This is a genomic window from Enterococcus raffinosus (assembly GCF_001886185.1).
Classification (GTDB): Bacteria; Bacillota; Bacilli; order Lactobacillales; family Enterococcaceae; genus Enterococcus_A; species Enterococcus_A raffinosus.
In genome coordinates, this window is record NZ_JXLA01000034.1 from 23,380 (window position 1) to 42,278 (window position 18,899).

An 18,899-nucleotide genomic window follows, 5' to 3' on the forward strand; every position below is an offset into this window, starting at 1 on the left:
ACGATCACCTCTTGCTGCAATACATAGCGACTACGATCGAAAATACTTTTTCTTCTTCAGTCGAACCGCGAGAAACCATTACGATTGGGACACTTGCCCCCATGATCAAGCCGGCCATCTTCGCTCCCGCTAAAATGGTCAGACTTTTGCCTAAGACATTCATTGTCGTGATGTCTGGACCTATCACGATGTCCGCATCACCCGCGACGGGACTGTCATAATGCTTGATTTCCGCGACTTTTTTACTTAAGGACAGATCCAAAGAAATTGGCCCATCAATCCAGCAGCTTTCTGGGTTTTCTGTTTGAATTTCCTGCATGAGTTCCTCTGCTTCTACACTCGAGGCAATTTTCGGATTGACCTTTTCGGCTGCTGCCAACAATCCAATTTTCGGTTTTTCGACGCCGATTTTATTCATGACTTCGATGGCATGCTGAATTAGAATTTTCTTGTCCCCTTTACTTGGCGCCGTTACCATTCCGCCGTCTGTCGTCAGGAGAAGCTTATGATAGGCAGGAATTTCATTTAGCGCCACATGGCTCAGTAGACCACTAGTGGCGATGCCCTTTTCACGATCTACTACCGCTTTTAAGAAGGTGCGTGTTTGAATATGACCCTTCATCAAAAAGTCGATCTCTCTTTTTTGAACCATGTCGACGCCGATTGCCGCACATTCTTCTTCCGTTTTACCTGAAACAACCTGTGCAGAATAACCGAATTTCAACAATAGTTCGTTTATTTTCTCTTTATCCCCAATCAAAATCGGCTCCAAATGCTCTTTCACCTTAGCGTTAAACACAGACTGAATAGAAACCTCATCATTCGCACAAACCACGCCGATACGAATTTTTTGTTCACTAGAAAAATTTGTTAATAGGTCATCAAATTTTTTCATACTTTCCACCTAGTCCCAAGGATTGTCATCATGCTTTGGCGGAATAGGTGAAGCAACGCGAGAAATATTGATTAAATGAGTATAGTTCAAGTTTTCTGAAATAATGTTGTTTCCCCAAGAACCGCAACCTAATGAGACCGTTGGGCTTAATCCATTTGCTGGCGAGCCTCCGGCGTCAATGGTTGGTTGGTTTACGACTAGACGACTAACCGGCAGCACTTCTCCAGCATAAATTTGATGTTCTTCCGTATGACTGAATAGGCCCGCCGAATGTCCTGCGCCTTCTAACAAAAGATTTTCCCGCGCAAAAGCAACCGCTTCTTCAAATTTGTCATAGCTCTTTAATGCTAAAACCGGAGCCATTTTTTCCTTACAAAATAGCTCTTCCTTACCGACTGCTTCAACTCTTACAGCGATAATTTGACTATCTGCTGGGATCTCAACGCCCGCTGCATCAGCGATCACTTTTGGATCTTGTCCAATCATCGCTGGATTGGCCTTTCCGTCAACGAAAAGTGTCTCCCGTAATTTTGCTAAATCCGCCTTATTCGTGATTACCGCTGCCTGCTTATCTTTCAAGTGCTCAAGGACCTCTACTTCTTTTTCCGCTGGATAAAATAGACTTTGCTGACAAGCACATACGATCCCATTGTCGAAGGAACGCCCAATTACAGATAGTTCTGCTGCATCCTCCACATCAAAATCACGGTCTAAAATCGCCTGTACGTTTCCTGGGCCGACACCATAGGCGGGATGACCACTGGAATAAGCGGATTTCACTAGCCCTGGTCCACCGGTAGCTACGATCAAATCGACCGCTTTCATTAATTCCTGAGACAATTCGATGCTAGGCTCTTCAATCACCTGTAACAAATCTCGTGGCGCACCGACACTGACAAGAGCTTCTCGCATTAATTCGATCGTTTCCTTCGTTGTTTTTTTCGATCGAGGGTGCGGTGAAACGATCATGGCATTTCTTCCCTTCAATGCCATTAGACCATTGCCTAGTGGTGTGATGGTTGGATTGGTCGTTGGCGTAACAGAGCCGATGACCCCTCTTGGATGAGCGATTTCAATCAGCCCTTCTTCCGGAATTTCTCTAAGGACACCGACAGACTTCTTATCCTTTAAGCTCGCAAAAATATTGGTCGCCATTCCTTGATTCTTTCCAATTTTGTGATCCAAACGTCCCAAACGAGTTTCTTCTATCGCCAATTTCGCTAATGGCTCGGCCTGCTCAAAAACTGCTTTTGAAATTGTGTAAAGCATCTTATCCACTTGCGCCTGATCATAGCCACTGATTTCCTCCATTGCGACACGTGCCCGTTCTACCATTTGTTCAATTGTCATTTTCTCAAGCCCCTTTCATTTTTACATACATCGGTGTATGTAGCTTGCAACCCCAATATACCTAACTTATGAAAGCGCTGTCAATTACGTAAAAAAAAGAACTTGTTCACAAAACGTTGCTGCAAACAAGTTCTTCTTTTTTTTAATGGTTTGTAAAAATAATCGAAATACTTCGACTGATTGCCTCGGTGGTGTAATTTTTTGTCACTTCCTCTGGGGTACCAGAGCCATACATGCCTTCAAAATAATTATAAAGCATACTGGAGACAGCTGCCGCGTCCTTCTCCTCTAGTCCTTCCCTTTTCAACCCCTCTAAGAAAAATTCATACAGTCGGCCACGCGTTTCTCGAAACGTTTCCAAGAGCTCCGCAAACTCTGGATACACCTCTAACGTTTTTAATGATTGCTGCATAAATTTGAAGCCTTCTTGATTTTGTGACGGTACAACTAGTATCTGTATGACCTTCTCCTGAAAGGATAAATGTTCATCCTGCATAATTTTTCGTTTTTCAGCTTTAATTTTTTCGATCGTCATACGAACGACTTCGCCAAAGATTTCCGATTTATTTTTAAAATGCCAATACGCCGCTCCACGACTGACATGGGCATCCTTTGATATTTTATCTAAAGAGGTATTTTCAAACCCAACTTCATAGAAATTTTGAAAGGCGGTTTCTAGCAAACGCTTCTTCGTCATCAAACTGTCTTGCTTTTTTTTCAATGTCATCTCTCCCGTCATAAAAAAACAAAATAAGCGGTTTAGCAGCTCATTTTGCATTTTTTTAAATCCCAAGTATAAATTCACAATATCAGTTAACTTGTGAAATAATTCCTTTTCTCTTTCTATTGCTACTGAACAAAAGAATACGATTTCATTTTCACACAAATTCCACTATTTTTAAAGAAAAAAAGCTGTCAAGTTTTCACTTAACAGCTTTTGATGTTTAAATTCTACTTCATTGGCGGAATGATCGCTAGCAATCCATTACTTAAAGAAACATAGATTGAAGCGGTTGTTGGTAACGCTTCGTTTAAAGTCTTTTTAGCTGGTAATGCCGTTGCTGCTAAAGCAATCAAACTTTCACTGCGGAAAAGATTGACAAAATGCTTCGTTGACATCACTTGCGGAATACGAGGACTATTGACAATGCTAGCAATCAATTTTGATTGAATTTCGTCATTGACATCCACGGTTGTTTTTGTTGCTTCGATCTTAGGTCCCGTAGTTTTTTCTTTCGTTTCCTTCGCATGATCAAACTCGGTTAAATCATAGGCTTTGATAATCGCATTCAATTTTTCAGCGTATTGTTTATCTGTCGCATAACGCCCTTGAAGATGCTCTGTAGCATCCTTATAGGACTCTGTTTGATCCTTCCAAGTGGCTTTGTAGAAATCTTCATTTCCTGAAATGCCTTTTTTGATCAATTTCGCATAATCTTCTAAAGACTCTTTATAAGAAGGGTACTTTCTAAACTCAGAAGTAATTTGGAAGCTTGCGCCCACATTGTCCTGCTCAAGTGTTTGGAAAGTCACACCTTGATCCTTATACTTGCCCTTGATCCCAAATAAGTTATAGTTTGGTTCACTGGCTAATGAACTATTTCCAGAGCCGCTTTCTAAAATCGCTTGTGCGATCATTACTGAAGAATAAATACCATTTTTCTGTCCGATTTCACGAGAAATTTCTCCGATTTTCTTAATGAATTGATCGGTCGTTTGGTTTTTGTTAAAAATAAACGGCTGATTCGTACTGTATTCGCCGAAAGCATTTGACAAGGACCCTGTGGCTTTTGGCAAACCTGAGATATTTACTCGAACCGCAAATGTCGGTGTGAAGGCGCTAATGCTGCCAATCTTCACAACATCGCCAGGTTGCGGAGCATGAATGTATTGGCCGTTGCCGATGTAGATCGCTACGTGTGTCGTTACACTAGTAGGTGCTCCCCAGAACAATAAATCCCCAGGCTGTGCTTCGCTAACTGGAATTTGTGTGCCGGCATATTGTTGATCACCTGTCCAGCCGCCAATATTATGGCCGGTCGCATTGGCGTATACAACATAAGCTAAACCAGAACAGTCAAAGGCATTTGGCCCTTTCGCTCCCCATACATACGGTTTGCCAAGATGACGATAGGCTTCCTGAACAATCGCTGTTTGTACTTCATTACTAAATGTTGGTGCCGTTTGATTGGATGGTACACGAATATCTGCTGCTGCCGCATCCTCTGCTCCAGGCTGACGAGCCGCTGCCGGCTGCTCCTGATTCGCTGAAGGTGTATTCACCGTTGGATTTTGCGTTGTTTGATTGTTTGAATTCGTTGCGGGTTTATCTTTGTTACTATTATTATTTTGATTATTGCTGTTACCGCTTGTGTTCCCACTAGGTTTTTCCTCTGGTTTCGGTGTTGGCGTTGGTGCTGGTTTTTCTTCTTTTACAGTCTCCAGTTGAATCGATACATCGGCATCTGGCATCGTAAACACACCGTTTACTTCTGCACTTGAGTGGATCAATGCTTGTGTTGTTGCATTGATAACCTTAACTTCTTTTATTTTTACATTCTCAGGCACTGTCACTGTATAATGAACGGCTGTATTTTCTACTAATCCATTATCTGATGTATATTGGAAGGAAATTTGAGCGCCATTTGCATCACTAAAGGTATTATTAGCAATAGGTGCGCCATTTGCCAATAAATTATGTGGTGTCGCTGGTTCTGGATCAGGAATTGGCGTTTCAGAATTCCCAGTGTCTTCTGTGCTTCCCGGATTCGTAGTTTCAGTTGATTGCTGTGTAGATGAAGTCGTAGCAGAATTGCTGGCAACTGTTCCACTTTCTTCAGCAAAAGCTTGTTGTGAAGATAAAAGAGTCGGGCCGAATAACGTTCCCAGCGCTAATAAACTTACAATCTTGTTGTACTTCACATCTATACCTCATTTCTAATTTAAATATATTTCCATATATAATTATTTTCCTTAATTACTTACTATAATATCATTAATTTAAAAGCATGTCTAAAGAGTCGACCATTGTTCATAAAATCTTCAAAATTATTAAATAGAAAAATCGAATTCACCCGTTTTGCATCTTTTTTAGTCAATTCAAGTACTGATAAATCAACGATTATTATTAAAATGAATTCTAGAAGAAAAAATAACATTTGATACATTTCCCTCCTGGTTAAACCTAGGAATCAATTTATTTAATATAATATTAGAGAAATGAAATGAATAAATTCACCAGAATAAATATTTTTATAAATAAAACATACGTGGAAAAATAAAAAAATCTTGAAGGATTAGTAAGAATCTGTCCCTTCAAGATTTTTTACGTAAGATGTCTTATAAAAAAGTCAGATGAACCTAAACAAAACAGCGAAGTGTTTAGGTTCATCCGACTTTTACACCTTTTCTTTTACAATTTTTTGCATCAGTTTCGAGATTGAGCGTTCATGGAAGTGAGTCATACGAACACTCTCACCGTTTTCAGTACGCCAGATTTTATTTTCATAAAAACCAACGCTATCACGTTCACCATCCATCAACTCTTTTGCGTAGCCTAACACAAGACGAATCGCTTCACGTGTCGGCTCATCACTTTTGAAATATCCCGGATAACTACGGAGGTACTCATCTAGATCGCTATTATGAGATACTTTCCAGTCTTCGATAAAATCTTCCAAGGCGGTGACGACATTACTCGTTTGAATCTTCCATAATGTTATATCTACTTGATTTTCCATAATCATTCCTCCATTATTGAATCCCTTTACATCTATTATTATAAAGTGCTTTCATTTTAAATAGCTGAGATATCTGCAAATTTTCTATTAAAATTCTTCAAAAAAGAACTTAAACTTTGTGGTAAACCTCAATTATTTAAAGTTTACCTTTATTTGCAGTTAGTGGATTTGGCTTCTTATTGTCTGGATTTTCAGTTATACTATTATTAATTGATTGATAAGGATGATTGTTATGCTGACTTTTTTAATAAATAAAATTACAGATCGCTCTAAAGGAAATAAACGCACCAGTGTAGGTATTTTGGCAGGAATCTTAGGTTTGATCTCAAACCTTGCTCTTTTCCTAGCCAAATTTTTTATTGGCTCACTTTCGGGCAGTGTTTCAATTATGGCGGATGCCATGAACAATTTGTCTGATACTGCCTCTTCCTTTATCACCCTTGCAGGTTTTAAAATTGCCGGCAAGCCTGCTGATGAGGATCATCCCTACGGCCATGAGCGTTTCGAATATATTAGCGGGTTCGTTATCTCCATTTTAGTGACCTACGTCGGATTTCGCTTCTTAGACAGTTCCTTTGTTAAAATTCTACATCCAAGCAGCGTGTTGCTTTCTCCGATCGTATACATCGTTTTGGTTTTATCGATCCTCATGAAGTTTTGGCAGTCTTTTATGTATCGCAGATTAAGTCGCGAAATAAGTTCCGATACCCTAAAAGCTACTGCTCAAGATAGTATCAATGATGTGTATACGACCATCGCTGTTTTGATTTCTGCCATTATCGAATGGTTCAGCGGCTGGCGAATTGATGGATACATTGGTTTTCTAATTGCTTTGTACATTATTTATTCAGGAATTAAGATGATCATGGGGTTTATCAATGATTTGATGGGTGTTCGCCCGCGTGACGAGGAAGTCGCAGCCATTCGTCAACATTTGGATAATTATCCCGACATCATCGGGTATCATGATCTGCTGATACACAGCTATGGACCAAATAGCGTCTTTGCTTCCGTTCATATCGAGGTAAATCAAGACTGGACCTTGCCCCACGCCCATGAAGTGATCGATGCCATCGAATATGACGTAAAACAAAATTTAGGGGTGGATCTGGTTTGTCACTTAGATCCCTATCCGATTGACGATCCTGATTTTAAGCGTATTGCGCCTGTCTTAAAACGGATTTTAAAGGATATTCATCAAAATCTTCGCTTTCACGATTTACGGGTAGACAAAACAACGACCCCCGAAACCATTTATTTTGATTTAGTAGTACCAGAAGACCTAAAAAAGAGAACAAATACACAGCTACAAGATCAAATAAGCAGCCAATTCATCTCACAAAGTGAGCCAGCAAAACTGAGCATCACCTTTGACCGAACATACTTATTATAATTACAAGAAAAGCATTGGTCCGAAGACCAATGCTTTTTAGCTCTTTCGTTCTACCAATTGATAATAGCTACGCGCCGTCAAACGATAAACGATGAAATAGAGAATGGCGAAAATCACGGTAACGATCCCACAAATAAGTAAGAATAGCTTCCAATTCACCAGCCCAAATAGAACGAGTAATTTTTTAATCAACGGAAAAGCAAATCCTAGATGGATGACCGCGACAACTAATGGAAAGGAAAAGACCATCATTACTTGACTGCTTATTACCTTCTTGACTTCACGATGACTCATTCCAACCTTTTGTAATATCTCAAACCGCTCTCGGTCATCGATCCCTTCAGAAATCTGCTTATAGTAGATAATCAGAGCAGTGGCTAGAATAAAGGTAGCGCCAAAAACGATTCCTAAAAAGAAAAATCCGCCAGTAAATACCTTGTTCTCAGCAACAAAGGTATATCTATCGTCAAAGGTGAATTGTCCCTCTCCTAATTGCTGGGTTAATCGTGCACGAAGCGATTGAGCAAAATCACTCTGCTTGTTTTTTTCCTTTAGCTTCGTATTAAACAAAAAATTATATTCAGGGTAGACAGCCGCGGCCTCAGATTGCTTAGGAAACCAATCTGCCAAACAACGTTCAAGTACTGCTTGATTTGCCAGTACAACGACAAATGAGTCGGTCAGCTCCACTTGTTGATTGATTCCGGGAAATTGATTGATTCGTTTTTTGATTTTATAGTCCTGATTCTCCAGCTTAAGAGTATTTTCTTTGATATCGCCACTAACGGGATAGAAATAAATTTCATCGTCCTTCAAATTCGGTTTCTCACTCGTATGCTTCTCATATTCCTGTGCAGTCATAAAATTTATCAGTGTAACCGATGGCGATTTGGTATTGTAAAAATCTTCTGCACTGGTTGTCTGATAATTGCCGTTTTTCGGTTGAAACATGATACTTTTGGTAGACGTTAGATAAACTTGTTTCGTCAACTGTGCTTGTTTTTCAGCACTAATCGTTTCGATCGCCTGCTCAACAAGCTCAGGCTTGTGAACAGTAGAAACCATTACCTCACGAGGATAACGTGTGTTTTCAACATCCTTCTGACCGAAAAATAGACTCGCGGTGGTAGCGGCAGTGACCAATACCATGGTTGACAGAATACAAATGCTCGCTAATCCTGCTGCATTCTGCTTCATTCGATACATCATACTTGAAACGGAGATAAAATGATTGGTTTTATAATAAAATCGCTCGTTTCTTTTTAGAAGCTTCAATAATGCGATACTTCCAGCGGTAAACAGGAAATAAGTTCCTAAGATTACTAGGATGATCGCAACAAAGAACAGGTTTAACGCACTCAGCGGCGACTCAATCATTACTGCAATTCCGTAGCCGCCACCTAAGCACGCCAAACCTAGAATAGCGAGAAACCAACGAGCTTTTGGCTCCTGCTCTCCTTTTTTACTGCCATGTAACAACGAAATCGGATTGGTTCGACTGATTTGCCAGCAATTGATCAACAGCAGCAAGAAGAAAATTCCCACAAAGAGTAACGTGACAAATCCAAGACTTTTCGGTGATAGCTGGAAGACAAAAGCATTTCCTACACTGATTAAACGACGAAGGACTAAAAAGGAAAATTTAGATAAAACGATGCCCGTCAATAATCCCGAAACGATTACAATCAGGAAGCTTAGAAGATTTTCCCAAATCATTAATTGATACAGCTCGCGTTTTCCTAGACCTAAAATATTATATAAACCCAGTTCTTTTTTACGCTGTTTCAACAAAAAACTATTGGTGTAGAAAGAAAAGATTATCGTAAAGATTATGATCACGATATGTCCCAAGCCAAACATAGCACTGGCCGAACCACCACCAGGCAGGGCGCGCATCCCTTCATTGTTCACTATCACCTGTGTCATCGTGTTAATAGCGACTAAAAACAGCATGGAGATAAGAAAAGGCAGATAACCGCGATGGTTCTTTTTCAAATTGGTTAAAGCTAATTTCGCATAGAACATCCGTTACGCCTCCTTTGATAGCAAGGCTGTCAGTGTTTCGTTAATCGTTTCTAGAAACTCATAATTGTCCTTGTTTCCCCGGTATAACTGGTGATAAACCTGCCCATCCTTTATAAAAAGCACACGTCTCGCATGACTGGCCGCAATCGAGCTGTGTGTCACCATTAGAATCGTTTGCCCGTTATAATTCAATCGTTGAAAAATCTGCAGCAGCTGCTCCGATGTTTTTGAATCCAATGCTCCAGTGGGCTCGTCAGCTAATAGCAGCTCAGGATTGGTGATGATCGCTCTTGCGACAGCGACCCTCTGTTTTTGCCCGCCAGACAACTCATAGGGATACTTCTCTAACAGCTTCTCAATACCAAGAGCCTTTACCACTGGTTTAAGCTCATCCATCAATTGCTTGACGGGTGTTTGTGAAAGTACCAGCGGCAATAAAATATTATCCTTTACAGAAAAGGTGTCTAACAAATTGAAATCCTGGAACACAAATCCTAGATGGTCTCTTCGAAAGGCGGCCGCATTTTTTTCCTTAATAGTGTTCAAATCCATACCATCCAATAAAATCGTCCCGGATGAAGGCTTATCTAATGTTGCGATCAGATTCAGCAGCGTACTTTTTCCGGAGCCTGATTCTCCCATAATCGCTACGTAATCTCCCTTTTCAACCGTTAAATCGATATTTCTCAAGGCTTCTACAGGCATTCCCTTGAACTGAGTTTGATAAATCTTTTTAATATTCTCTACTTTTAATAGTTCATTCATTTTGAATTCCTCCCCGTTCGTATTGAAGTCATTTTCTGATCAAACGACTCTCTGATCAGCTCCTCTACTTCATCATAAAAGCTTGCCTGTAAAAACACTACTTACGAAAATAAATCCAAACTTACAATCATGAAAGTTTGGATTTATTCAAAAGCTGAAATTTCTTCTGGAAAAACAATCGTTACTTTGGTTCCTTTTTTTACCTGTGACTCAAGATAGAGATGGCAGCCTAGTTTTCCTGCGGCCTCTTGACTGAGATAAAGACCTAAGCCGCTGGCTCTTTGCTGTTCACGACCGTTCATGCCAGTATAGCCCTTTTCAAAGACTCGCGGTAAATCCTCCGCCCGAATGCCCATACCGGTATCTTTAATGATCAACTGATTTTCACTAAAAGCAATGCTGATCGTTCCGTCCTCTGTATATTTAATCGCGTTAAAAATGACCTGCTCCAAAATGAAAATCAACCATTTCTGATCAGAGTAAACTTGCCCTTCAAGGTTTCCCAGCTGTAAACTCAGATTTTTCTGAGAGAAAAATGTCGCATATTTTTTTACGACTGATTTTATGATTTTCTCGATTGACAGCTGTTGAAAAACCAAGTCCGCTTGATCTAAGTTTTGACGCATATAGTTAAGAATCATTTGCAGGTATTCATTGATTTTGAATACCTCATTCTTCATCCTTCGAGGCTCGATTTGACCCAACTGGATCAATAGGTCTAAGGCAGCGACCGGTGTTTTGATTTGATGTAGCCAAAGTCCGAAATCATCCAGCATGTTCTTTTGATTTTGTTGCAGCTCGTCTTGCTGCTGGTTCTTCTTTTCAAGCACCAGACGCAGCACCTCTTGATAGTTTTTTTCGCTTAGCGTGTCCGCTTTAGGCAGAAAAATCAGATTGCTTAATTGCAGATCCTTTGTCGCTAAGAGTTCCAGTTTTTTCTGTTTGCGGAAGGCACGATAAAAGGAAACGATAGAATAGACAATTAAGAGAAACATCGTAAACAGCCAGCTGTCCCAAAACGGTCCAAAGTTGTATTCATAAAGATAGAATGTTAAATAAATTAGGACCCAAAAAAAGAAATACATGCCATAAATGACACGCCGCTCATAAAAAAAGCTCTTCAGTAGTTTCATTCTTTTCCCTCTATTAGATAACCTTTGTTTTTGACGGTTTGTATTAAACTGTCTATTCCAAACTCCTTTAGTTTTTTTCGTAATCGTGTGAGGTTGACGGCCAACGTATTGTTATCAATAAAATCATCACTCTGCCACAGGGTTTCGATGATTTGCTCGCGAGGGACAATCTTTCCTTGAGTCGCGAACAAAACACTAAGAATCCGTGATTCATTGGGAGTCAGCGGCAGTTGATCAGTCGGTGATTGGATTTGATTGGTTGCTGGTACAAATTGATATTCACCAAAGGTATAGGTCAATTGTTGCCCATATTGATAACTGCGTCGCAGGAGCGCTTGGATCTTCGCTAATAGGATCGTCAGTTCAAAAGGCTTCTCAATAAATTCATCCGCACCCATATTTAGCGCCATCACCTGATTCATTTGATCTTTGGCAGACGATAAAAAAATAATCGGCACTTCAGAAACTTTACGTATTTCTTGACACCAGTAAAAACCATTGAAATATGGCAAGGAGATATCTAAAATTACCAAATCCGGCTGTACTTTTTGAAAGTCAGCAAATACCCGCTGAAAATCGTCCGCTACATAACAATCCATGCCCCATTGTGTCAGATGCTGTTCAATTACTGAGACGATCGTCTTATCGTCCTCTACAAGAAAAATTTTATTTGTCATTTACAGTTCCTTCTATTTTTTCTTTTTATTATACTAGAAAATTTTACAATTTCGGTAACTAACTTGAATCGAGCAAAAAAAAAAAAAGAGGAAGTGTGGCAAAAATCTTGCCACACTTCCTCTTTTCGAATAAACGATGTACCAAAAGCAATTTTCGGAAATTCCTTCTCATCTCTTAAAGCTGATCACTTCTGTCATAACCTTTGCTACATGCTAAAATGCGCGATACACATATTGATTTTTCGGTGCACTGACTGTTTGGGCGCTGTCAACTTGCACGGAAGGGATTTGACGGTCAAATGGCTCAAAGAAATCTAGCGTAATCGTCCCTTCCACATGTAGCCATTGATTATTTTTCACTGTCGTATTTTCCGGCAGTTTGGTCATCAATCCAAAGACCCCAGAATCTGCCACACAATGAATGATGCCGAATCGGAAAAGAAAATCATATTTCTGATGATTCTTATTCGCCTCATAAACAAACCCATTAAAGGAAATCTTCTTGCCGACAAAGGAGTTTGGGTAGTTGTAAATCAATTCCATCACTTCTAAGTAATTCTCATCTGTAATTGCTAATTTTTGATCAGCCTCATATTTTTTCATCAACTTCGTCATTTGGTCGTTATAGTCGCTTTTATTGTAATAAATACTCGTGTCAGGCTTCAAATACTGGGTGTTCATTTCAGGGTCCCCTACAGACTCCTTACTGATAGGAAAGCTAAAGCCTTTAGCCTCAACGATCGTCGTATCCAGACTGATCGTTGGAAAAAGTGTCCCCACGACTAAGGGTAAAATCAATAGAAGATACGCGATCCCTCTTTGATAAGGCTTATTCAAGGCGTGATCATGCCCCTCATGATGGTCGTGGTCCTGATGTTTTTCTCCGCTTGCCCAGATTTTCAACTGTACAAGGGCTAACAACAATGATAAAAACATTGTCAGATAAATGAGGTAGCGATAATGGACATTGATGTACTGATCCAGCTTGCCGGAAACCTGTAGATACATCATTAATTCAAAATAGCCGGATAAAATCAAAAAACGAATCATTGGTCTCCTCCTATAGTACAAGTGCGTAGATTGTAACGATCACACTGATCAAAGCAATCAGCTGCAAAATAAATTTGCCGTGAAAGCTGCGTTTCATCATCATCAAGTTCTTGATATCCACCATTGGTCCAAAGACTAGAAAAGCCACAATCGCATTGGTTCCAAATAGACTTAATAAAGAGGAACCAACAAAAGCATCCGCCTCTGAGCAAAGAGACATCGTAAAAGCCAGAATCAGCATGACTAAAATACCAACGATTTTCGAAGAAGTCAGCTGCATCATGAATTGTGTCGGTAAATAGACCTGCATACTGCTGGCAATCAGCGCTCCAATAATCAAATAGCGGCCCGTATCAAAAAATTCATCGATGCCGTGGACTAAAACAGACCAGACGTTTCCACCAAATGATTCTCGCTTCGCCTTATCATGATGATGGTGCGAATGACTATGATCATGCAGCGCCGTTTTTAAGATCGGTGTACGATTAAAATAAGCAATCCATGAGCCAATAATCAGAGCAACAATCAAACTGCCAATCCCTCGCAGCAAAGCAAACTTCACGCTGTTGCCAAAGGCAATGTAGGTCGAGAACAAAACGATCGGATTGATAATCGGTGCAGTTACCATAAAGGCAAAAGCCGTGTGTTCCGGCACTCCTTTACGTATGAATTGTGTGACAATCGGCACGATCCCGCATTCGCAGGAAGGAAAGAAGAAGCCGAGAAAAGAACCAACGAGTATGGCTAAAAATTTATTGTTAGGCAAGATTTTCCGCACGCGTTCAGGCGTTAGAAAAACCTGCAGCGCTCCAGAAATAATACAACCTAATAACACAAATGGGATCGCCTCGATAACAATCGATAGAAAAATCGCGCTCATTTGTAAAACGGAATGTGGCAGAAAATTAAACATGTGTCTCCTCCAAAAAATTCACTGCTTAAAGATATACTCTTTTTCGTCAAAAGACACAAGAAAATTTTAATTCACAAACTTTTTTTTAGATATTTTTATGGTTTACTTCATGTATTATTAATTTTTGTAAGGGTTCCTGATTCATAAAAATGGTTCTATTCTTCCCCATCTCGCTCTTATTTTCCAACTCCTTCACATACAAAAAACCCGTCACATGAAAATCCATGCAACGGGTTCATTTTGCTATTATTTTACAGCATCTTTTATTATGGCTGTTTTATCGCTTGTTCAAACTGGTCAAAAAACGCTTGAAATCAACGTTTAACAACGATTAAATTACGATAAAAAACGAGCTAGAACGAACTAGTTAGGATTTTTTGCCCCTTTTCTGCCCCTTTCATTCTTAATCTTTTGTTCGCTCGAAAATACGAACGTACATTCGTATAATAAGTTTATCAATTTAGAATAGAGTGATCGCATGCAGTCAATAACAGGAACAGTTATCAAAATTAAAATTTTAAAGATGTCGGAATGTCCCCTTGTCTTCTTTAAGTTAGATGATGTTAGTTGCTTGATTGCTGGTCACTCTTTGAATTTTCTAGCTGACGTAGAAGATGGCATGAATGTTGTAGTGGCTGGCGATTATAATAAGAGAAAACAATTCATTGTAAAAAAGTACGCTGTGATCGGAAAAACAAAAATTATGATGGAATTTGATATGGTAAAAGCCTGATTTTTCGGGCTTTTTAATTTACCAACATAAAACAACAAAAAAAAGGAGCTCCCGATTAGTCCAGGGCTCCAAGGATTATGAAAAAGTGTTTTAGGGTTGTTGGTGACTAAAGTATACAGCGAGCGGTTACATTTGACAAGATAGATTTACTCAAAAAAATAGAACGCCCGGTCGTTCGAGCGTTCTGAAGTAATGAAAAAAATGTTTTTAGGATATGAATAGTATACAATGAAACGGTTTCATGTGCAATGGGAAAATAACTTATCGTGGGCTAGAAATCTTTTCTCTTTTATTGATGTTGATCAACTATTTGTTGAGACTTGTTAGCTGTATCTTTTACATCTTGTTTAGCCTTGTTTAATTTATCAATATAAGCTTTTAAATTAGAATTTTCTTTGTTTGCACTTGCTAATTGTTGTTTAGTAGAATCCAGTTCTGCTTGCAAAGAATTTTTTTCACTGTTTAAAGTGTTAATCTGGTTATTTAGTGAATTAATGGTATTTTGTAAATCATTAGCTTTATTTTGTGCATCCTGCAATTTAGTATTAAATTCTTGGTTTTTCTGATTGATCTCTTGGTTTTTCTGCTCAATTTCCTTTAATTTATCTGCGATTTCTTGCTGTTTAGATTGAAGTTCTCCATTTTTACTATTTAATTGAGATTCTAAACTAGTTTTTTCTCCAGCTAATTGATTTTTTTCATTTTTCAAAGCTTCTAACTGTTGCTTGTAACTATCAATATCTTTTTGAAATTGAGTTAATTGGCCCTCTGTACTTGCTGATTTATTGGATAATTGTATGATTTTCTGTTCTTTATCTGATAATGAATCATTCAACTTATCTAAGTTATCATTGATGGTAGAAATATTCTGTTCCCCACCCCAGTTTAAAATACTGTCTGCATAATTTTTACCGGCTAAACCAATAAAAGCTATTACAATGATGAGTGTTACGACTACATATTTTTTCCTTTTCATTATTCAATTTTCTCCTTTCATATATAAAAGCGACATTGCAACTTTTATATATTAACGTTTTATCTATTGTTTCTCAATAACATTGTTTATTTATAAATAAATTTTAATATAAGCCTGCATACTATAATTAAATCGTGTTTAAAAATCAGGAACTGATATTGTAAGAAGATATTCAGTTGTCGGCAAGACAAGTATCATGCTAAAATTTGAATCAAGTAGATTCCAACGGAAGAAGGTATGAAATGAAGGCTGGCGAATTATTGAGACAACTAACTGCGAATCCTTTTCATGAGGAATACAAAGGAAATATATACACAAATGGGCAGTACCCTTATTCCACTGACTACTGCTAAGCCTGATGACGAAGGAAACCTAATATTTTTTCGCCAGAACAGAAAGGCTCCAATGAGCACTAAAACCTTATTCTCTATTTTGCTTCTTCATAAGAATAAGCAGATATTCTGCTGGAATAATCGAAAGATCGCAATATATAGCTACCGTGTTAATCGCGGGAAAATCATAGTGTAAAAAAGAAGCTCCCAGAGGAGCTCCGTTGTTTAAGGGTGTAAAAATAGGCTCTATAATATCTAGTGTTGGTGANCGTAATGAACGGATCAGCCCTCTATTGCCATGGGAGAGCGGTTCTGTATCGAAAATACCATTGTAAATGGCACGGTAGATCGTGATAAAACTGATTGAGAAGTCCACCTGTTCAAGCTTCAAACGATTGGAGATTTCCTCTGGCGACCATTGAAAATCGACAAATAAATGACGAACAATTGACCAAATTCGCGGATCTTTTAGAAGGTTATGACGCCCGCAATTCTTTCTACGAGAAGTATACTTTTTGTCTGCTTTGGAAGGTGAGTAGGTTTTCTCCTTGTTTCTTCTCAATTCACGTGAAATGGTAGACGGGCTACGATGAATGTCGTTGCCGATTTTTCTAATAGAAACACCTTCTTCATGAAGTAGAAAGATTCTTTCTCGTTCGAGTATGGTAAGATGATGGTACTGGCTCCTAATTGTCTTCCTCCTAGTAGTGTTCTCGACAAACCTATTCTAGTTGGATATTGATTATGAGTCATTTTTTATGTGTTGCACTTAAAGTGTAAATTCAAGTATAAAAAAACATCTAAAGCAGAAAATGGCTCTATAATATCTAGTGTTGGTGACGCCTTCTGTTGCCAATACTTTTTCTTTTTTCTAATAAATGCAAACAGACACCTTGAAATCCTTTAGAATAAAGTCGACGAAAACCATTCAAAGGAGTGTTTCAAGATGTCCTATTCAGAGTTTACCAAAGAGTTACTAGATATTCTAGACCTAAATCTTATCTTTCATGAAGATGCCTTTCGCAAAGAGCGAATCAATGACGAAACATGTTTTGTTTTTGATGGCACATTGACCTATCAACCAGAGGAATGCTTCCATTGTCACTATCAAAATAAGCAAACGATCATTAAATGGGGCTGGAAAAAAGTATCCATCTTATTGAATGATGTCAGTAACTACAAGACCATTCTGCGGATTAACAAACAGCGCTTCAAATGTAAACACTGTGGAAAGACTTTTTTAGCAGAAGATTCAGTTAGTGATCGTCGCTGCTCCATCGCCCGCAGAGTCAAACAAGCCATTCTTGAGCTATTAAGTGAGCCTATTTCTATGTCTTTGATTGCACGTATGAAGCACATTTCTCCGACCACTGTCATTCGAATACTTCGCAGCCTTCGGCCTAAAACCGTTTCTTTGAACCAGCCGTTACCAGAAGTGGTGTGTTTCGATGAATTCAAATCGGTGAAAAACGTCTCGGGAGCCATGAGCTTTGTCATGATGGACGGCAAGACCCATCAACTGATTGATATTGTGGAAAATTGGCAACTCAATCCTCTACGCGACTATTTCTTGCGCTACCCTAGAAAAGTCCGTGAACAAGTACGTCTAGTGGTTTCAGATTTCTATACACCTTATCGCACATTGGTGAAAGAGTGTTTTCCGAATGCCCGAATCGTCGCCGATCGCTTTCATATTAGCCAACACATTGGTCGGGCTTTTACCAACCACCGAATTCAAGTAATGAAGACCTTTAAAAAAGGGGATCGTCGGTCGAAGCACTTAAAGAAATACTGGAGACTACTTCAAAAGAATGCGTGGGAATTGAAGGGTCAGCATCGCTACTGGCGTCCGTCATTTCGAGATCATCTGACAGAAGCGGAGATAGTCGATCGGCTATTATCTTATGATGATTCCTTAAAGCGAGGCTACGAAGTCTACCAGGATTTTCTTTTCGTTATCAGAAGACAAGATGTTCCTGAATTCGTCGCGCTCCTAAAAGAAGACTACAAGGAGTTGCCAAAGCACTACCAACCAGTGTTCACGACCTTCAAGAAATACCAAACAGAAATCAAACGAGCGTTGCGCGTTCCCTATTCCAACGGCCTATAGAATGTCTGAATAACCATATCAAAGTACTAAAACGAATTGCCTATGGCTTTAGAAACTTTCAAAACTACCGAGAACGAATCTTTTTATATCGAGGAAAATATTTTAAGAAAACTAAGAATACTACCCAACTGACTAAAGCCAGAACAACAACACGGCTAGACAAGATAGCTGTCTAGCCGTGTGAGTATCTCGATTATTCTATTGAATTTCTTCACCAACACTCATTGACGAAGAGCCTAAAAATATTGAGGAAATGATTCATCAGCTTTTACAATTAATTAGTTAATAGTACATTTTATTGAACCTCTCAAGACTGAAGTCACAAGTATTCTCGGCTTTTTAATAAAAATACCCAAATAATTAATTAGCATATTTTATTTGTTGTTTTTTCATTATCGGATATCTAATTAATTCCTCACCATTTAAATCTTCTTTATTCATATCTATGGCTGTGATTTGACTATCTTCATACGTACGATAATAATAAATTCCTTTATCTACATTACAACAAGAAGAATAAATAGTATATTCGTATTTTCCGTCACCAACATCACATAAACCTTTTTGTTGTTCTACTGAACCTAAGATATGGAAAAACTGGCTAATACTTTCTGATTCTGAATCTCCTGATAATGAGTTTAGTTTAGTAAATGTCGCTTTAACAAAACGAGAAACAGAAGATAAATCTCCAGGCAAACCTATTCCTCCCATCCCACGACTATAAGCGTTCAAACTAATTTGATCTGAAAAATTATTATTAGGTGTTTCACTCGACAATACACGATAATTGTTTAAATTAAATAATTG

General features: G+C 38.8%; 16 protein-coding genes and 2 pseudogenes. 3 read left to right on the forward strand and 15 right to left on the reverse strand.

Annotated features, from left to right (window positions below):
• Nucleotides 1-4 precede the first annotated feature (4 nt).
• From RV13_RS16020 to RV13_RS16045, 5 genes are all read right to left on the reverse strand, one after another.
• Nucleotides 5-895, reverse strand: a complete 891-nt coding sequence (locus RV13_RS16020; RefSeq protein WP_010743554.1) for a phosphate acyltransferase — start codon at nt 893-895, stop codon at nt 5-7.
• Nucleotides 896-904: 9 nt separating this feature from the next.
• On the reverse strand, nt 905-2,245 hold the full coding sequence (locus tag RV13_RS16025) for an aldehyde dehydrogenase family protein (RefSeq protein WP_010743555.1): 1,341 nt from the start codon (nt 2,243-2,245) through the stop codon (nt 905-907).
• 142 nt (nt 2,246-2,387) lie between these two features.
• The gene (locus RV13_RS16030) at nt 2,388-2,972 is read right to left on the reverse strand and encodes a TetR/AcrR family transcriptional regulator (RefSeq protein WP_371085636.1); all 585 of its coding nucleotides are present in this window, start codon (nt 2,970-2,972) and stop codon (nt 2,388-2,390) included.
• A gap of 224 nt (nt 2,973-3,196) precedes the next feature.
• Nucleotides 3,197-5,167: a glucosaminidase domain-containing protein gene (locus RV13_RS16035; RefSeq protein WP_010743557.1), complete on the reverse strand. Its 1,971-nt coding sequence runs from the start codon at nt 5,165-5,167 to the stop codon at nt 3,197-3,199.
• A 476-nt stretch (nt 5,168-5,643) separates the two neighbouring features.
• Nucleotides 5,644-5,985, reverse strand: a complete 342-nt coding sequence (locus tag RV13_RS16045; RefSeq protein ID WP_010743559.1) for a DMT family transporter — start codon at nt 5,983-5,985, stop codon at nt 5,644-5,646.
• 232 nt (nt 5,986-6,217) lie between these two features.
• On the opposite strand from RV13_RS16045, the gene RV13_RS16050 reads away from it, so the two are divergent.
• On the forward strand, nt 6,218-7,378 hold the full coding sequence (locus RV13_RS16050; RefSeq protein ID WP_010743560.1) for a cation diffusion facilitator family transporter: 1,161 nt from the start codon (nt 6,218-6,220) through the stop codon (nt 7,376-7,378).
• A gap of 36 nt (nt 7,379-7,414) precedes the next feature.
• Here RV13_RS16050 and RV13_RS16055 read toward each other — a convergent pair whose 3' ends face one another.
• The 6 genes from RV13_RS16055 to RV13_RS16080 all read right to left on the reverse strand — a co-directional run bounded on the left by RV13_RS16055 (nt 7,415) and on the right by RV13_RS16080 (nt 13,941).
• Nucleotides 7,415-9,403 carry an ABC transporter permease gene (locus RV13_RS16055; protein WP_010743561.1) on the reverse strand — a complete coding sequence of 663 codons (1,989 nt, stop codon included), beginning with the start codon at nt 9,401-9,403 and terminating at the stop codon, nt 7,415-7,417.
• 3 nt (nt 9,404-9,406) lie between these two features.
• Nucleotides 9,407-10,168: an ABC transporter ATP-binding protein gene (locus tag RV13_RS16060; RefSeq protein ID WP_010743562.1), complete on the reverse strand. Its 762-nt coding sequence runs from the start codon at nt 10,166-10,168 to the stop codon at nt 9,407-9,409.
• A 143-nt stretch (nt 10,169-10,311) separates the two neighbouring features.
• The gene (locus RV13_RS16065; protein WP_010743563.1) at nt 10,312-11,301 is read right to left on the reverse strand and encodes a sensor histidine kinase; all 990 of its coding nucleotides are present in this window, start codon (nt 11,299-11,301) and stop codon (nt 10,312-10,314) included.
• The gene (locus tag RV13_RS16070; RefSeq protein ID WP_010743564.1) at nt 11,298-11,978 is read right to left on the reverse strand and encodes a response regulator transcription factor; all 681 of its coding nucleotides are present in this window, start codon (nt 11,976-11,978) and stop codon (nt 11,298-11,300) included. The genes RV13_RS16065 and RV13_RS16070 overlap by 4 nt, the downstream gene beginning before the upstream one ends.
• 213 nt (nt 11,979-12,191) lie before the next feature.
• Complete coding sequence (locus RV13_RS16075) at nt 12,192-13,028, reverse strand: TIGR03943 family putative permease subunit (protein WP_010743565.1); 837 nt, start codon at nt 13,026-13,028, stop codon at nt 12,192-12,194.
• 10 nt (nt 13,029-13,038) lie between these two features.
• Entirely contained in the window at nt 13,039-13,941 is a 903-nt protein-coding gene (locus RV13_RS16080) for a permease (RefSeq protein ID WP_028020428.1), read from the reverse strand.
• A 478-nt stretch (nt 13,942-14,419) separates the two neighbouring features.
• Here RV13_RS16080 and RV13_RS16085 point away from each other — a divergent pair, with 478 nt between their 5' ends.
• The gene (locus RV13_RS16085; protein WP_010743567.1) at nt 14,420-14,674 is read left to right on the forward strand and encodes a hypothetical protein; all 255 of its coding nucleotides are present in this window, start codon (nt 14,420-14,422) and stop codon (nt 14,672-14,674) included.
• A 289-nt stretch (nt 14,675-14,963) separates the two neighbouring features.
• Here the strand turns inward: RV13_RS16085 and RV13_RS16090 are convergent, their stop codons facing one another.
• The 3 genes and pseudogenes from RV13_RS16090 to RV13_RS21680 form a co-directional block, all read right to left on the reverse strand.
• Nucleotides 14,964-15,650, reverse strand: a complete 687-nt coding sequence (locus RV13_RS16090; RefSeq protein ID WP_010743569.1) for a hypothetical protein — start codon at nt 15,648-15,650, stop codon at nt 14,964-14,966.
• Between the two features lie 420 nt (nt 15,651-16,070).
• A partial coding sequence (locus RV13_RS21170; RefSeq protein WP_211276174.1) for a hypothetical protein occupies nt 16,071-16,250 on the reverse strand: 180 nt, incomplete at its 5' end.
• Nucleotide 16,251: 1 nt separating this feature from the next.
• A pseudogene (locus RV13_RS21680) lies at nt 16,252-16,673 on the reverse strand (transposase); the annotation flags it as partial.
• A gap of 255 nt (nt 16,674-16,928) precedes the next feature.
• On the opposite strand from RV13_RS21680, the pseudogene RV13_RS16100 reads away from it, so the two are divergent.
• A pseudogene (locus tag RV13_RS16100) lies at nt 16,929-18,268 on the forward strand (ISL3 family transposase).
• A 184-nt stretch (nt 18,269-18,452) separates the two neighbouring features.
• Here the strand turns inward: RV13_RS16100 and RV13_RS16105 are convergent.
• The coding region (locus tag RV13_RS16105) for a linear amide C-N hydrolase (RefSeq protein ID WP_143142056.1) at nt 18,453-18,899 on the reverse strand (447 nt) is incomplete at its 5' end.

Coding starts and splice junctions, on each gene's coding strand:
- RV13_RS16045 (WP_010743559.1), bottom strand. CDS start 5,985: ATGGAAAATCAAGTAGATATAACATTATGGAAGATTCAAACGAGTAAT.
- RV13_RS16025 (WP_010743555.1), bottom strand. CDS start 2,245: ATGACAATTGAACAAATGGTAGAACGGGCACGTGTCGCAATGGAGGAA.
- RV13_RS16075 (WP_010743565.1), bottom strand. CDS start 13,028: ATGATTCGTTTTTTGATTTTATCCGGCTATTTTGAATTAATGATGTAT.
- RV13_RS16070 (WP_010743564.1), bottom strand. CDS start 11,978: ATGACAAATAAAATTTTTCTTGTAGAGGACGATAAGACGATCGTCTCA.
- RV13_RS16055 (WP_010743561.1), bottom strand. CDS start 9,403: ATGTTCTATGCGAAATTAGCTTTAACCAATTTGAAAAAGAACCATCGC.
- RV13_RS16085 (WP_010743567.1), top strand. CDS start 14,420: ATGCAGTCAATAACAGGAACAGTTATCAAAATTAAAATTTTAAAGATG.
- RV13_RS16050 (WP_010743560.1), top strand. CDS start 6,218: ATGCTGACTTTTTTAATAAATAAAATTACAGATCGCTCTAAAGGAAAT.
- RV13_RS16030 (WP_371085636.1), bottom strand. CDS start 2,972: ATGACATTGAAAAAAAAGCAAGACAGTTTGATGACGAAGAAGCGTTTG.
- RV13_RS16080 (WP_028020428.1), bottom strand. CDS start 13,941: ATGTTTAATTTTCTGCCACATTCCGTTTTACAAATGAGCGCGATTTTT.
- RV13_RS16020 (WP_010743554.1), bottom strand. CDS start 895: ATGAAAAAATTTGATGACCTATTAACAAATTTTTCTAGTGAACAAAAA.
- RV13_RS16090 (WP_010743569.1), bottom strand. CDS start 15,650: ATGAAAAGGAAAAAATATGTAGTCGTAACACTCATCATTGTAATAGCT.
- RV13_RS16065 (WP_010743563.1), bottom strand. CDS start 11,301: ATGAAACTACTGAAGAGCTTTTTTTATGAGCGGCGTGTCATTTATGGC.
- RV13_RS16060 (WP_010743562.1), bottom strand. CDS start 10,168: ATGAATGAACTATTAAAAGTAGAGAATATTAAAAAGATTTATCAAACT.